This is a genomic window from Phycicoccus sp. DTK01 (genome assembly GCF_017312765.1).
Classification (GTDB): Bacteria; Actinomycetota; Actinomycetes; order Actinomycetales; family Dermatophilaceae; genus Phycicoccus; species Phycicoccus jejuensis.
This window is the reverse complement of sequence record NZ_BOPU01000002.1, coordinates 226,090-240,342: the sequence shown is the minus strand read 5'-3', so window position 1 is coordinate 240,342 and position 14,253 is coordinate 226,090. Positions and strand designations below refer to the sequence as shown.

The window sequence follows — 14,253 nt, the reverse complement described above, 5'->3', positions numbered from 1 at the left end:
CTGCGGTCTCCTTCCGGTTCGGTCTTCTCTCGCTACCCGGCCGCGGCGCCGGTGACACGGCGCCACGGCCGGGGTCTCAGGCGTCGACCTCGGTGCGGTCCTCCGCCCACAGCGTGTGGAAGGAGCCCTCGCGGTCGGTGCGCTCGTAGGTGTGCGCGCCGAAGTAGTCGCGCAGGCCCTGGACGAGGGCGGCCGGCAGCCGCTCGGCCCGCAGGGCGTCGACGTAGGCGAGCACCGACGAGAAGACCGGCGCGGGGAGCCCGGCCGCGACGGCGGCGGTGACGACCCGGCGCAGCGCGGGCAGGCGCTCGGCGACGGCCCCGGCGAAGGCCGGGGTCGCGAGGAGCGACGGCGCGTCGGCGTGCTCCTCGAGCGCCTCGGTGATGTCCGAGAGCAGGCGGGCCCGGATGATGCAGCCGTCGCGCCAGATGCGCGGTAGGTCGGCGAGCTCGACGTCCCAGCCGTGCTCGGCCGAGCCGTCGCGCACCATGTCGAGGCCCTGGGCGTACGAGACGACCTTGGCGGCGTACAGGGCTTGGCGCAGGTCGTCGGTCGTCACGGTCACGCCGACGCCCGGTGCGGCCTCGCCCGCGAGCGCCTCGCGGACGGCCGCGCGGCGCGCGGTGTCGCCGGACACGGCGCGGGCCATCGTCGCCTCGGCGATGCCGGTGACGGGCACCCCGAGGTCGAGGGCGGTCTGCACGGTCCAGCGGCCGGTGCCCTTCTGCTCGGCGGCGTCGCGGACGACGTCGACGAAGGGGCGGCCGGTCGCGGCGTCGGTGTGGCTCAGCACCTCGGCGGTGATCTCGACGAGGTAGGACTCGAGCTCGGTGCCGTTCCACTCGCGGAAGGTGTCGGCGACCGCGGACGGCTCGAGACCGAGGACGTGGCGCATCAGGTCGTAGGTCTCGGCGATCAGCTGCATGTCCGAGTACTCGATGCCGTTGTGCACCATCTTGACGAAGTGGCCGGCGCCGTCGGGACCGATGAGGGTGCAGCACGGCTCGTCGTCGACGTGGGCGGAGATGACCTCGAGGAACGGCCCGATCTCGGCGTAGGTGTCACCGTCGCACCCGGGCATGATCGACGGGCCCTCGAGCGCGCCGACCTCGCCGCCGGAGACCCCGACCCCGGCGAAGCGGATGCCCTTCTCCGCCAGCGCGTCGTGGCGCCGCGCGGTGTCGCGCCAGTGCGCGTTGCCGGCGTCGGCGACGACGTCACCCTCGTCGAGCAGGGGCACGAGCTCGTCGATCACGGCGTCCGTCCCCTCGCCGGCCTTGACCATGACGATGATCCGGCGCGGGCGCTCGAGCGAGCCGACGAGGTCCTCGAGCGAGCGCGCGAGCGTGAAGTCGCCCTCGTCGCCGAACTCGTCGACGAGCGCCTCGGCCTTGGCCGTCGTCCGGTTGTGCACCGCGACCCGGAAGCCGTGGCGGGCCAGGTTGCGGGCGAGGTTGCGGCCCATCACCGCGAGACCGGTGACGCCGATCTGCGCGTGCCCGGCGCCCCCGCCGCCGTCCGTGCTCGTGTCCGTCGTCTCCGCGTGGTCCGTGCTCACCGGGGTCTCCCGTCGTCGAGGGGTGGGGTGCCGACCGGCGGGCGGGCGGCACGTCCTTCGGGCCAACCCGCGCGAGCGCCCCGCTCTTCCCACCCTCGACAGACCCAGCCCCCGGCCCCGCCGCTCCTCCACCCCACCGCATGCGCCCACCCCGTCCCCCCACGTGTCACCCGCGTATCGGGTCACCCGATACGACCGCGCTCTACCCCGGAACCGTTCTCGGGTGAGGCGCAGCGGTATCGGGTCACCCGATACGCGTGGGGTTCGCGCGGGGTTCGGGCGGGGGCGGGTGGGGCGGGCCGGGGTCAGAGGCGGCGGACGACGCGGCGGCTGCGGGCGAGCAGCTCCTCGCGGCGGTCGGGCTCCATCCCGTCCCAGGTGCGGGTGACCATCCGGGCGCGGACGTTGGACTCGAAGACGTCGCGGTGGTGGTCGACGAACCCCCAGTAGAGGGCGTCCCAGTCCTCGCGCCACTCGCCGGGCCCGAAGTCGGTCATCTTCCGCAGGTAGTTGCTGCCCGAGACGTAGGGCTTGGTCGTGATGCCGGTGCCGGCGGCGAACTGCGACATCGCGTAGACGTTGGGGACCATCACCCAGTCGTAGGCGTCGACGAAGAAGGCCATGAACCACTCGTAGACCTCCTCGGGGTCGGTGCGCAGCAGGCACATCGCGTTGCCGAGGACCATGAGCCGCTCGATGTGGTGGGCGTACCCGCGCTCGACGACGCCGCGGACGACGTGGTCGACGGGGTCGAGGCCGGTCGTCCCGTCCCACCAGCCGTCGGCGAGGGACCGGGTGTGCCGCAGGTGGTTCGAGGTCCGCATCCGCCGGCCGTAGAGGTGGTAGGTGGCCCGCATGTACTCGCGCCACCCGATGAGCTGGCGCACGAAACCCTCGAGCGAGGGCAGGTCGACGCCCTGCTCCTCGGCGCCCTCGAGCACCGTGCGCAGGACCTCGCGGGGGTCGAGCAGGCCGCAGTTGAGCGCCGGGGTGATGGCGGCGTGGAACACGAAGGGGTGCTCGGTGGCGACCGCGTCCTCGTACGGACCGAACTGCGCGAGGCGCTCGGCGACGAACTCGCGCAGGCCCTCCCGCGCCTGCTCGTGGGTGACCGGCCAGTCGAAGGTGTCGGCGTTCCCGGGCGCGTCAGGGAACTCCTCGCCGACCCATGCGATGGCCTCCTCGACCTCGGGCAACCGCTCGGGCGACGCCCGGCCGGGCACCTGGTGCTTCTTCGGCAGCTTCTTGCGGTTCTCGGTGTCGAACGACCAGCGGCCGCCGACCGGCTGGTCGTGCTCCTTGCCCTCGACGAGCACGTCGAACCGCTGCCGCTGCCACTGGTAGAAGGTCTGCATCCGGGCGCGGTGCGACCCGAACCACTCGGTCAGCTCCGGTCGCGTCGTGAGGAAGTTCGGCGTCTCCTCGACGTCCTCGGGCGCCAGCTCGACCTTGGCCTCGCGGAAGGCGCGCCGCACGTCGCGCAGCAGCCAGTCGTCGACGACGTCGTGCAGCCGCACCTCGTCCGGGGCGGCGTCGGCGATCGCCTCGGCCAGCCGCGTCCGGGTCTTGCGCCGTGCCGAGGTCTCGATGACGTCGACGTCGAACCCCTTCTCGCGCAGGCGGTCCGCGAAGAGCCGCATCGACGCGCGGTGCAGGACGAGCTTCTGGGCGTGGAAGGGCTGCTGGCGGAAGAGCAGGTCGTCCTCGACGAGGACGAAGCGCGTACCCGTCGGCTCGTCGAGCAGCGACTCGAACAGCTGGTGCGGGAAGACGACGCGCAGCCGCCGGCGGGCCGCCATCAGGCGGTCGCGAGCAGGTCGAGGACGGCGCCGGCCACCCGGTGGCCCGAGACGAGCGCCCCCTGGATGGAGGCGGTGTCGCGGTGGTCGCCGGCCACGAGGACCCCGTCGGCCACGCGGGCCGGCGAGGTGAGGCGCAGCGGCGCCGGCTGCGCGGGGAGGGCATCGTGGACGTCGTCGCGGCGCACGGTGCGCCACGAGGCCGTCGAGCAGCCGAAGACCTCGGCGGCCTGGCGGCGCACCTCGTCCTCCGCGGCGTCGTGCCCGGGCCCGAGCAGCGTGGTCACCTCGACGAGGTGGGCGTCCGGGGGCGCGTACGACGGCACTGCGTTGCTCACGACGGCGGCGTTGACCATCGGGCCGCGGCGGCGGCCGTCGACGACGACCTTGTCGGAGCGGGTCGGCGCCTCGTCGGCTGCGAACCACCAGGTCCGCAGCCCACGGGTGACCGGTGCCGGCACGTCGACCAGCCCCGCGACGGCCTCGGGGCCGACGGCGACGACGACCGCCCGCGCCGAGAGCGACGTGCCGTCGGCGCACTCGACCGAGGGCTCGGCGCCGGGTCGCACCCCGATCACCGGCGTGGACAGGCGCAGGTCGACCGGGGTGCGGCGGCGCACGGATCGGTCGGCGAGCCACTCCGGCAGGGCCCGGATGCCGCGGGCGGGCAACCCGGGCACGCCGAGGGCGAACATCCGCACGAGGAGGCGCACGAAGGCCTCGGACGTCTCGGCGCGGTCCTCGGCGACGACCCCCGCGAGGAAGGCCTCGAGCACCTCGGTCCGCAGCGGCCCGGACACACCGGCGGCGTCGAGTCCCTCGCGCAGGCTGCGGTCGGCCCCGCGCTTGACCCGGCCGGGCGCGGTGAGGGCCGGGGCGGCCCAGCGCCCGAGCGCCGCCAGCCCACGCGGGTCGAGGAGGCCGCTGCGCAGCGTGGCCGCCAGCCTCGCCGGCTCGCGCAGCGGGTGGGCGAGCTCGACGAGCCCGCGCTCGCGGCGCACCAGCAGCCCGGCGCCGAACGGACGCAGCGCGAGGTCGTCGACGTCGACCCAGCGGCGGACCGCCGGGTAGGCCGGGTTGAGGACCTGGAAGCCGCGGTCCAGGAGGAACCCGTCGACCTCGTCGGTGCGCTGACGGCCCCCGACGACCGCCTCCCGCTCGACGACGACCACCGCGCGACCCGCCTCGGCGAGCCGGTCCGCACAGCGCAGCCCGGCCAGTCCTGCCCCCACGACGACGACGTCCGCATCCACTCCCGCACCGTAGTACGAGCCCGTGCAGTGGGTAGGAGGCGTCGGTGGCGCCGTCTAGGGTTCGACAGCGAGCAGCGGTCCGTCGGGGACGGATGGTTGAATCGTCGAACCCGCCGGGGCCCGAGCACACCACGAGCGACCGACGCGACGAGGGGCGGACCACCTCACGATGACCACCCACCCGACCACCACCGGAACGTTGGACGTGCTGCGCCGCGACCCCGAGACCGAGCTACTGCTGGCCGACGTCGACGACACCCTGGAGCAGGTCCTCGAGGAGCTCGGCAGCATCCTCCACGAGGTCGGGGGCGAGCTCGTCGACACCAGCGTCGGCTCGCTGGCCGTCGACCTCGTCGACGAGCTGGCCCAGCGGCTGCGCCATCCCGGCAAACGCCTCCGCCCGCTCCTCACCGGCTGGGGCTGGGCCGTCGCCGGTGGCCGGTCGGACACCCGCGAGGAGCTCGTCCGGGTCGCGGCCGCCCTCGAGCTGCTCCAGCTCTTCGCGCTCGTCCAGGACGACGTGATGGACCGCAGCGACGAGCGCCGAGGGCGCCCGGCCCTCCACGTCGTGGCCACCGAGCGGCACGTCGCGGAGGAGGGCCTCGGCGACGCCCAGCTCTTCGGTGACAGCGTCGCGGTGCTCGTCGCCGACCTCGCCCTGTCCGAGGCGACGCTCCTCGCGTCCGCCGGGACGCGGCGAGTGGCGCGCGCCTGGCGGGTCATGGCGACCGAGCTCGTCGAGGGGCAGCTGCTCGACGTCACGCACACGGCCGGCCGCGGGCGCGACCTCGCGGTGTCGCGGCGGATCGGGCGCCTCAAGAGCGGCCGCTACACGATCACCCGCCCCCTCGAGCTCGGCGCGCTCGTCGCCGGGGCCGCCCCCGAGGTCGTCGCGAGCCTCGTCGCCTGGGGGGACCTCGTCGGCGACGCGTTCGCGCTGCGCGACGACCTGCTGGGGGTCTGGGGCGACCCGGGGCTCACCGGCAAGCCCGCCGGCGACGACCTGCGCTGCGGCAAGCCGACCGTCCTCCTCGTCTGGGCCGCCGAGATGCTGCCCGAGCGCCACCACCACCTCCTCGAGGCCTGCGACGCCGGCACCCTCGACGCCGACGGCGTGCTCGCGCTGCGCAAGGCGATGCGCTCGTGCGGCGTCCGTGAGCGTGCCGAGGCCGCGATCGCCGACCTCGTCGAGCGCTCGCACGAGGCCGTCGAGCGCATCGACACCGACGACGAGACGCGGGCGGCCCTGCGCGAGCTGGCCCACGCCATCGGCTGGAGGTCGGCGTGAGGGTCCTCGTCGTCGGCGCCGGCCTCTCCGGCCTGGCCGCCGCCTGCCACCTGACCGCCGCCGGGCACGACGTCACCGTCCTCGAGCGCGACGACGTCGTCGGCGGCCGCGCCGGCCTGCTGCGGATGGGCGACTTCCGCTTCGACCCCGGACCCGTCGTCATGACGATGCCCGAGCTGCTGCACGCCCCGATCCGTGCAGTCGGCGGCGACCCGGAGGCGCTCGTCCCGATGCGCCGGCTCGACCCCGCCTACCGGGCCGTCTACGCCGACGGCTCCGAGCTGCACGTCCGTGCCGACATGGCCGACCTGCGCGAGGAGGTGCGACGGCTGTCCGGCGAGCGCGACGCCGCCGGGTTCGACCGCTTCCTCTCGTGGCTCGAGGAGCTCTACGAGGTCGAGTTCGACACGTTCATCGACCGCAACCTCGACTCCGTCCTCGACCTCGTCCGCAACCCGGTCACGGCCGCCCGGCTGCTCGGGCTCGGCGGCCTGCGGGCGCTCGGGCCCCGCGTCGGCTCCTTCTTCGAGGACGAGCGGCTGCACCGCATCTTCGGCTTCCAGTCCCTCTACGCCGGCGTGGCCCCGGCGCAGGCCCGTGCGGTCTTCGCGGTCATCACGTACATGGACAGCGTCCGCGGCGTCTTCCACCCCGAGGGCGGCATGCACGCCGTCCCGGTCGGGATGGCCCGGGCGCTCGAGGACGCCGGCGTGCCGATCCACCTGGGCGTGGAGGTGACCTCGGTGCTGCGGCGCGGCGACGGGGCCGTGGCCGGGGTCGCGACCGCCGACGGCACCCGGCTCTCGGCCGACGCGGTCGTCTGCACCGTCGACCTGCCGGTCGCCTACGCCCGCCTGCTGCCGGAGGTCACCCCGCCGCGCGTCGTCCGGCGCGGCGACTACTCGCCGTCGGCCGTCGTCTGGCACCTCGGCGTCAAGGGCACCCCCGCCCCGGGGGTGCACCACCACAACATCCACTTCGGCGACGCGTGGGACACCGCGTTCGAGGCGCTCATCGACCGTGGCGAGCTCATGCCCGACCCGTCGCGCCTGGTCACCGTGCCGTCGCTCAGCGAGCCGTCGGTGGCCCCCGACGGACACTCGTCCCTGTACGTCCTCGAGCCGGTGCCGCACACCGGCTCCGGCATCGACTGGAGCCGTGAGAGCGGGCCGATGAAGGAGCGCCTGCTCGCGTTCCTCGACGCCAACGGCTACCCGACCGACGTCGTCGTCGACCGGCTCGTCACGCCGGAGGACTGGCTGGCCCAGGGGATGCACCTCGGCACCCCGTTCGCCCTGGCGCACACGTTCCTCCAGTCCGGCCCGTTCCGGCCGGCCAACGTCGACCGGCGCGTGCCGGGCCTGGTGTTCGCCGGCTCGGGCACGACGCCCGGCGTGGGCATCCCGATGGTGCTCGTCAGCGGCAAGCTCGCGGCCGAGCGGGTGCAGCAGTACGCGGGGGGCGCCGTTCCCACCCCCCGTCCCCGTGCGGCAGGCTTGCCTGCATGAGCGGACCCCCCGCTGCCCACCTCGAGGAGGGCTACGCCCGGTGCGCGGCCGTGACGCGCGAGCACGGCACGACGTACTACTGGGGCGCGCGGCTGCTCCCGCGGGCCGAGCGTCGGCACGTGTTCGCGGTCTACACCCTCGCCCGCCTCGCCGACGACATCGTCGACCTCGCCGGGCCCGAGCCGGGCCCCGCGACCGCGTCCGAGCTCGACGCCTTCGAGGCCCGCTTCCACGAGGCCGTGGCCACCGGTACCTCCGAGGACCCGGTGCTCGCCGCCGTCGCCACCACGGTCCGCGAGCGCCGCATCCCCGACGAGTGCTTCGACCGGTTCTTCGGGGCGATGCGCGCCGACCTCACCCAGCGCACCTATGAGACGTGGGAGGACCTGCTCGGCTACATGGACGGCAGCGCCGCGGTCATCGGCGAGATGATGCTGCCCGTCCTGCACCCGACGAGCGAGGCGCGCACCCCGGCCCGGGCGCTCGGGCTGGCCTTCCAGCTGACGAACTTCCTGCGCGACGTCGGCGAGGACCTCGACCGCGGCCGCGTCTACGTGCCCCAGGAGGACCTGCGGCACTTCGGCGCCGACCCGTGGACGCGCACCGTGACACCGGAGTGGCGCGCGCTCATGGCCTTCGAGATCGAGCGCAACCGCCGCCTCTACCGCGAGGCCGACGCGGGCCTGTCCGCCCTCCCGCCGGCCTCGCGACGCTGCGTCGCGACCGCCCGGGTCCTCTACGCCCGCATCCTCGAGCGCATCGAGGATGCCGACCACGACGTGTTCTCCCGGCGTGTCCGCGTGCCCACCCCGGTCAAGGCCGGCCTCGCGGCCCGGATGGTCACGGCGCGCGACCCGCGCCGGCTCGTCGCCCGCGAGCGCTCGACCCGCCGCACCGCCGATCCGGCGTGGGTCGACGACGACGTCGTGCTCGTCGCCGACGACGGCCGCCCCCTCGGGACCGCCCGCAAGGCCGAGGTCCACCACGACGCGACCCCGCTGCACCTCGGCTTCTCCTGCTACGTCGTCGACGACGACGGACGCCTGCTCGTCACCCACCGCGCCGACGACAAGCCGAGCTTCCCCGGCGTCGAGACCAACTCGGTCTGCGGCCATCCCCGGCCGGGCGAGCCGCTCGAGGACGCCGTGCGCCGCCGGGCGCGCGACGAGCTCGGCGTCGAGCTGGCTGAGGTCCGCCTCGTGCTCCCGGCCTTCCGCTACCACGCCCGGGCGCGCACGCTCGCCGAGAACGAGCTCTGCCCGGTGCTCGTCGCCCGCGCCGGCTCCCCCGCCACCAACCCCGACCCGGTCGAGGTCGGCCGGGTCGACTGGGTTCCGTGGCAGCGGTTCTCGCGCGAGGTGCTGGCCGGCACCCGCGAGGTGTCCAGCTGGTGCGCCGAGCAGGTGCCCCTGCTCGCCGCGCTCGGTCCCGACCCGCTGCAGTGGCCCACCGCGCCGCGCGAGCAGCTTCCCGCGGCCGCACGTGCCGGTGACACCGTCGGGGCCGGGTGACCGTGGACGACCGGTACCAGTACCTGCTGCTCATGGCCGGGTGCCTCCTCATCACGCTGCCGCTCGAGGTCGTGCTGCGCGCCCGCGTCTACCGGCGCCCCCTGCGGCTGCTCGCCGCGCTCCTGCCGGTCGTCGTGCTCTTCGTCGCCTGGGACGTCCTCGGCATCCGGCGCGGCCACTGGACCTACAGCGAGCTCTACACGACCGGCGTCATCCTGCCGCTCGACGTGCCGCTCGAGGAGCTCGTCTTCTTCGTCGTCATCCCGATCTGCGGGCTGCTGACCTACGAGGCGGTCGGGACCGTCCTCTCGGTCCTGCGCGAGCGGCGGCGACGGGATGCCTGAGTACACGGCGCTCGCGGTGGCGTCGGTCGTGCTGACCGTCCTCGTCGAGCGGTTCTGGCTGCGCACCGGGGTGTTCCGCACCGCGAAGTACTGGCTGGCCATGGCCATCGTCTTCTTCTTCCAGGTGCTCGTCGACGGCTGGCTGACCAAGCTGTCGGCGCCGATCGTCATCTACGACGAGTCGCAGACCACGGGCCTGCGCATCCCCTGGGACGTCCCCGTCGAGGACTACCTCTTCGGGTTCAGCATGGTGACCCTGACGATTCTGCTGTGGGTCCGGCTCGGCCGGTCCCGCGAGGAGGTGGACCGATGAGCCCGCGCGACTGGGTGCTCGCCGACGCGTTCGACCGTGCCGCACCGACCTACGACGCGATGGTCGCCCTGTCGCCGGGGTACCACGACCAGCTGCGGACGGCCGCCGACGCGCTCGTCGAGCGGCTGCCCCGGCGCACCGGTGTCGCCCCCGTGGTCCTCGACCTCGGCTGCGGCTCGGGCGCCTCGACCCGCGCGCTCCTCGACGCGTGGCGCGACGGCGGCCGCGGGCCGCTGCACGTCACCGGCGTCGACGCCTCCGAGGGGATGGTCGAGCAGGCGCGACAGAAGCAGTGGCCGGACGGGGTCGAGCTCGTCGTGTCGGACGCCGTGACCTACCTGCGCGGGCTGCCGGACGCCTCCGTCGACGGCGTCCTCGGGGCCTACCTCCTGCGCAACGTCCCGGACCGGCAGGCGCTCGTCGCCGAGGTCGCACGGGTCCTCCGGCCGGGCGGCGGGTTCGTCCTGCACGACTACTCCGTCGCGGGCAGCCGTCGCGCGCAGGCCATCTGGGCCGCGGTGTGCCACGGCATCATCATCCCGCTCGCCGCGGTCAAGCGCTCCGACGTGCCGCTGCACCGCTACCTCTACGAGAGCGTGCGCGACTTCGACTCCGTCGACCGGATGTGCGGCCGGCTCCAGGAGGCCGGGATGACCGACGTGCGCCACCGCTCCTACCCCGGCTGGCAGGACGGTCTCGTCCACACGGTCGTGGGCCGGCGCGCCGCGTGAGCCCCCGCCGTCCGACGTCGCTGCGGCCGGCTGCCTTGCGCCGCAACCGGTCCTGGCGGCCGGGGCTCGACCGCCGAGCGGTCTTCCACGCCCCGCCGCAGCCCTCGGCCGGTGACGGCCGGGCGCCGGCGGACCGGCACGTCGTCGTCGTCGGCGGCGGCATCGGCGGGCTGACGGCGGCGCTCGGGCTGGCCGAGCGCGGCGTCCGCGTCACGCTCCTCGAGCGCGACGAGCGGCTCGGGGGTCGCGTCTCGGCGTGGCCGGTGACGCTCCCCGACGGCTCCGGGTCGGTCATGAGCCGGGGCTTCCACGCCTTCTTCCGGCAGTACTACAACCTGCGGTCGGTGCTGCGCCGCACGGACCCGACGCTGTCCGGGCTGCGGCCCCTGGCCGACTACCCGCTCGTCCGCAAGGACGGCGGCGCCGACTCGTTCGCCGGCATCCCGCGCACGCCCCCGGCCAACCTCGCGGCCTTCGTCGCCCGCTCCCCCAGCTTCGACCTCGCCGGCCTGCGCGGCGTCGACGTCGAGCAGGCGCTCGGCCTCCTCGACCTCAGCTTCCCCGGGTCCTTCACCGACCTCGATGGCGTCAGCGCGTCCGAGGTGCTCGACCGCCTCCGGTTCCCCACCGCCGCACGCCATCTGGCCCTGGAGGTCTTCGCGCGCAGCTTCTTCGCCGACCCCCGGGAGTTCTCCGGCGCGGAGCTCCTCGCGATGTTCCACCTGTACTTCGTCGGCTCGTCCGAGGGCCTGCTCTTCGACGTGCCGCGCGACGACTACGACAGCACCCTCTGGGGGCCGCTCGGTGCCCACCTGCACGACCTCGGCGTGCAGGTCCGCGTCGGCCGCAGGGTGACGGGCGTCCGCGAGGGCGACGACGGCCGCCTCACGGTGCACCACCGCGGGGCCGACGCGGGCGCCTCCGACGAGGTCCTCGAGGCCGACGCCGTCGTCCTCGCCCTCGACCCGGTCGGGCTGCGCGAGGTCGTCGCGGCCTCGCCGGGGCTCGGCGACGACGGGTGGCGCGCGCGCGTCGGCGCCGTCCGCTCGGCCCCTCGCTTCGCCGTCTGGCGCCTCTGGCTCGACGGGCTCGTCGACCCCGAGCGCCCGCCGTTCCTCGGGACGAGCGGGTACGGGCCGCTCGACAACGTCTCGGTGCTCGAGCGCTTCGAGGACCACGCGGCGGCGTGGAGCCGCGAGCACGACGGGTCGGTCGTCGAGCTGCACGCCTACGCCCTGCCCGACGAGGTCGGCGACGACGAGGTCCGGTCCGCCCTGCGCACGGCCCTCCACGAGGTGTGGCCCGAGACGGCCCGGCTCGGCGTCGTCCACGAGGAGTGGCTGGTCCGCGGCGACTGCGTGCTCGTCGGCCTCGAGCCGTGGGCGTCGCGCCCGGGCGTCACGACCCCCGACCCGCGGCTCGTCCTCGCCGGCGACTCGGTGCGCTGCGACCTGCCCGTGGCCCTCATGGAGCGGGCGGCGACGACGGGCTGGCAGGCCGCCGACACCCTCCTCACCGGCTGGGGCCTGCCGGGTCACGGCGTGTGGTCGGTGCCGCTGGGCTCGCGGCTCGGGCCCGTGCCCGGGCTCGCCCGGCGCGGCCTGCGGGCCGCGGCGTCCCTCACCAGGCGGTGAAGCCGCCGTCGACGAGGAGGTCGGTGCCGGTGACGAACGAGGCCCGGCGCCCGAGGAGGAAGACGACGGGCTCGGCGACCTCCTCGACCTCGGCGAGGCGTCCCATCGGCGTCTGCGCGGCGAAGCCGGCGTTGACCTCCGGCGGGTTCGTGGCCGTCATCGCGGTCATCGTGTAGCCCGGGCTCACCGAGTTGACCCGGATGCCGAGCGGCGCCCACTCGACGGCGAGCGAGCGCCCGAGGTGGATGACCCCGGCCTTGGCCGCCGAGTACGCGGCGTGGGTGACGCCGCGGTTGACGACGTGCCCGCTCATCGAGGCGATGTTGACGATCGAGCCACCGCGGCCGGCCAGGAGGTCGTGCTCGGCCTGGCAGGCGAACATCACGCCGTCGAGGTCGACCTGGACGACCCGGCGCCACTCGTCGGCGGTCATGCCCGAGGCCGGGTGAAGGCCGTCCACCCCCGCGCAGTTGACCGCGTAGGACACCGGCCCGAGGTCGGCCGCCGTGGCGACGCCGGCCCGCACGGCGTCGCGGTCTCGGACGTCGAGGGAGGCGACCGCGTGCGCCACCCCGGCCGCCTCGCAGACCGCGACGAACGCGGCCGTGTCGGCGTCCGGGTGGTCGACGCAGAGGACGCCGACCCCGCGGGCCGCGAGCGCCTCGACCACCGCCAGCCCGATGCCGCGGGCGCCCCCGGTGACGACCGCGACGTGCCCGGGCTCGAGCTCGGGCCTCACCCGGACCAGCCGCGCCGGCGCAGGGCGTAGCGCCGGGCCGCGTACTCGAGGTCGTCGGCCCACAGCTGGCGCTGGGAGGCACGCATCCCGACCTGCACCAGCCGCGAGAGCGAGCGGGCGGCGCGGAAGCCGACGCGCTCGGACGTGGCGACGACCGCCTCGGTCATCACCGTGCGGGCCGGGTGCTCGCCGGGTGCGGTGAGCGGCGTCGCGTGGGTCTCGACGACGCTGCCGGTGCCCTCGCCGTCGGTGATCGTCATGAGGACGGTGTGCGAGTCGGGACAGGTGAACTCGGCGCGCACGGGCACGGCGAAGGTCCGCCCGAGCCGGTAGGCGACGTCGAGGACGAGGACGTCGTCGCTCGAGGCGTCGTCGTCGACCGTGAGGTCGCTGAAGGCGTAGGGGTGCAGCCACGCCCCGTGCCACGGGTCGAGCCGGTTGGCGACGATGTCGCGCGGCTCGCAGTCGGCGACGAGGGAGACGACGGACGCGACGGCCCCGGCGGGGTCGGGACGCTCGCAGAGCACCGGGCGCTCGCTCGGCCCGACGCCGTCCTCGACCGCGCCGACGCGCACCCAGACGAGGACGCCGTCGTCGTGCGCGGCGTAGGTGTTCCAGGGCGGCGAGGTGTCGCGGCCGAGCGGCATCCCGTGCCAGCGGCACAGGACGTCGCCGTCGACGACGTCGCAGTCGTGCAGCCGGGCCCCGAGGTGCGGGCAGGCGCCTGGCCCGGCGAGGAGGCCGCCCCCGGTGTCGCGCCACAGGACGACCTCGCGGCCGGCGACCGTCCGCACGAGCGAGCGGCCGCGCGGGACCTCGCTCGACGCGCCGGCGACGAGCCAGCCGTGCGTCGGACGCCGCAGCGCCGCGGCGAGCGAGGCGTCGATCCGGGCCGGGCGGGCCTCGCGCCAGGTGCCGCGGAGGTGGTCCGGTGTGGTCTGCGGCAGGTAGCGCACCGGGACCCGCTCGCGGACGGCCCCGGCCACCGAGCGGTCGGGGCGGGCCGGTCGGTCCGTGCGGAACAGGCTCATCCACCCACGCTAACCGGCCTGCCGCCGTGGGGGAACGCTCGCGCGCGACCCGGACGCGACGTCGTCTGGGACGATGGCGGCATGTCCCTGCTCGACGGCTCGCTCCGGCTCTCGGCCACCGGCCCGCTCGCGCCCGAGCACGCGTGGGCCCGCTACACCGAGCCGCGCCGCTGGTCGGTGTGGTCACCGCAGATCCGCGAGGTCGACTACCCGCTCGCCGTCATCGAACCGGGGACGCACGGCCGGGTCCGCGGCGTGGGCGGGGTCGTCGCCGTCTTCACCGTCGACGAGGTCGACCACGCGACGCGGACGTGGTCGTGGTCGGTGCGCTCCGGGCCGCTGCGGGTGCGGTTGCACCACGGCGTCGAGGAGGCCGCGGGCGGGAGCACGGCCTGGGTCGAGGTGCACGCCCTGTGGCCGGTGGTCGTCGGCTACGCCCCGGTGGCCCGCTGGGCCCTCGGCCGCCTCGTCACCCCCTGACGCCCGGCGACGACCCCGCACGTGCGGGCTTTCCGCGCTCCAGACCGGAAGCCGACCTCGACAA

Annotated in this window: 13 protein-coding genes; 8 read left to right on the top strand and 5 right to left on the bottom strand. The window is 75.1% G+C overall.

Annotation, left to right across the window (positions count from 1 at the left end):
* Window positions 1-76: 76 nt before the first annotated feature.
* From gndA to J3473_RS04845, 3 genes are all read right to left on the bottom strand, one after another.
* Entirely contained in the window at window positions 77-1,489 is a 1,413-nt protein-coding gene (gene gndA / locus J3473_RS04855) for an NADP-dependent phosphogluconate dehydrogenase (RefSeq protein ID WP_256437931.1), read from the bottom strand.
* Between the two features lie 374 nt (window positions 1,490-1,863).
* Window positions 1,864-3,357, bottom strand: coding sequence for a cryptochrome/photolyase family protein (locus J3473_RS04850; protein ID WP_207022149.1), 1,494 nt, complete (start codon window positions 3,355-3,357; stop codon window positions 1,864-1,866).
* A complete protein-coding gene (locus J3473_RS04845; protein ID WP_207022148.1) occupies window positions 3,357-4,610 on the bottom strand; it encodes an FAD-dependent oxidoreductase in 1,254 nt (417 codons plus the stop codon). Before J3473_RS04845 ends, J3473_RS04850 begins: the two co-directional genes overlap by 1 nt.
* A gap of 169 nt (window positions 4,611-4,779) precedes the next feature.
* Between J3473_RS04845 and J3473_RS04840 the strand changes: the two genes are divergently transcribed.
* Genes J3473_RS04840 through J3473_RS04810 form a run of 7 tightly spaced genes read left to right on the top strand, consistent with a single transcriptional unit; the run spans window position 4,780 to window position 11,939 of the window.
* On the top strand, window positions 4,780-5,898 hold the full coding sequence (locus J3473_RS04840; protein ID WP_207022147.1) for a polyprenyl synthetase family protein: 1,119 nt from the start codon (window positions 4,780-4,782) through the stop codon (window positions 5,896-5,898).
* On the top strand, window positions 5,895-7,406 hold the full coding sequence (crtI, locus tag J3473_RS04835) for a phytoene desaturase family protein (protein ID WP_207022146.1): 1,512 nt from the start codon (window positions 5,895-5,897) through the stop codon (window positions 7,404-7,406). The genes J3473_RS04840 and crtI overlap by 4 nt, the downstream gene beginning before the upstream one ends.
* Complete coding sequence (gene idi / locus J3473_RS19445) at window positions 7,403-8,917, top strand: isopentenyl-diphosphate Delta-isomerase (RefSeq protein WP_242525692.1); 1,515 nt, start codon at window positions 7,403-7,405, stop codon at window positions 8,915-8,917. Before crtI ends, idi begins: the two co-directional genes overlap by 4 nt.
* A complete protein-coding gene (locus tag J3473_RS04825) occupies window positions 8,914-9,261 on the top strand; it encodes a lycopene cyclase domain-containing protein (RefSeq protein ID WP_306790177.1) in 348 nt (115 codons plus the stop codon). Before idi ends, J3473_RS04825 begins: the two co-directional genes overlap by 4 nt.
* Window positions 9,254-9,574 carry a lycopene cyclase domain-containing protein gene (locus J3473_RS04820; RefSeq protein WP_207022145.1) on the top strand — a complete coding sequence of 107 codons (321 nt, stop codon included), beginning with the start codon at window positions 9,254-9,256 and terminating at the stop codon, window positions 9,572-9,574. The genes J3473_RS04825 and J3473_RS04820 overlap by 8 nt, the downstream gene beginning before the upstream one ends.
* Window positions 9,571-10,305 carry a class I SAM-dependent methyltransferase gene (locus tag J3473_RS04815; RefSeq protein ID WP_030526248.1) on the top strand — a complete coding sequence of 245 codons (735 nt, stop codon included), beginning with the start codon at window positions 9,571-9,573 and terminating at the stop codon, window positions 10,303-10,305. The genes J3473_RS04820 and J3473_RS04815 overlap by 4 nt, the downstream gene beginning before the upstream one ends.
* Window positions 10,302-11,939, top strand: a complete 1,638-nt coding sequence (locus J3473_RS04810; protein ID WP_242525691.1) for an FAD-dependent oxidoreductase — start codon at window positions 10,302-10,304, stop codon at window positions 11,937-11,939. Before J3473_RS04815 ends, J3473_RS04810 begins: the two co-directional genes overlap by 4 nt.
* Here J3473_RS04810 and J3473_RS04805 read toward each other — a convergent pair.
* Window positions 11,926-12,678, bottom strand: coding sequence for an SDR family oxidoreductase (locus J3473_RS04805; RefSeq protein WP_207022144.1), 753 nt, complete (start codon window positions 12,676-12,678; stop codon window positions 11,926-11,928). The two genes, J3473_RS04810 and J3473_RS04805, sit on opposite strands and share 14 nt — an antisense overlap.
* A complete protein-coding gene (locus J3473_RS04800) occupies window positions 12,675-13,709 on the bottom strand; it encodes a DUF5914 domain-containing protein (RefSeq protein WP_207022143.1) in 1,035 nt (344 codons plus the stop codon). The genes J3473_RS04805 and J3473_RS04800 overlap by 4 nt, the downstream gene beginning before the upstream one ends.
* A gap of 81 nt (window positions 13,710-13,790) precedes the next feature.
* Between J3473_RS04800 and J3473_RS04795 the strand changes: the two genes are divergently transcribed.
* Window positions 13,791-14,189 carry an SRPBCC family protein gene (locus tag J3473_RS04795; RefSeq protein ID WP_207022142.1) on the top strand — a complete coding sequence of 133 codons (399 nt, stop codon included), beginning with the start codon at window positions 13,791-13,793 and terminating at the stop codon, window positions 14,187-14,189.
* Window positions 14,190-14,253 lie beyond the last annotated feature (64 nt).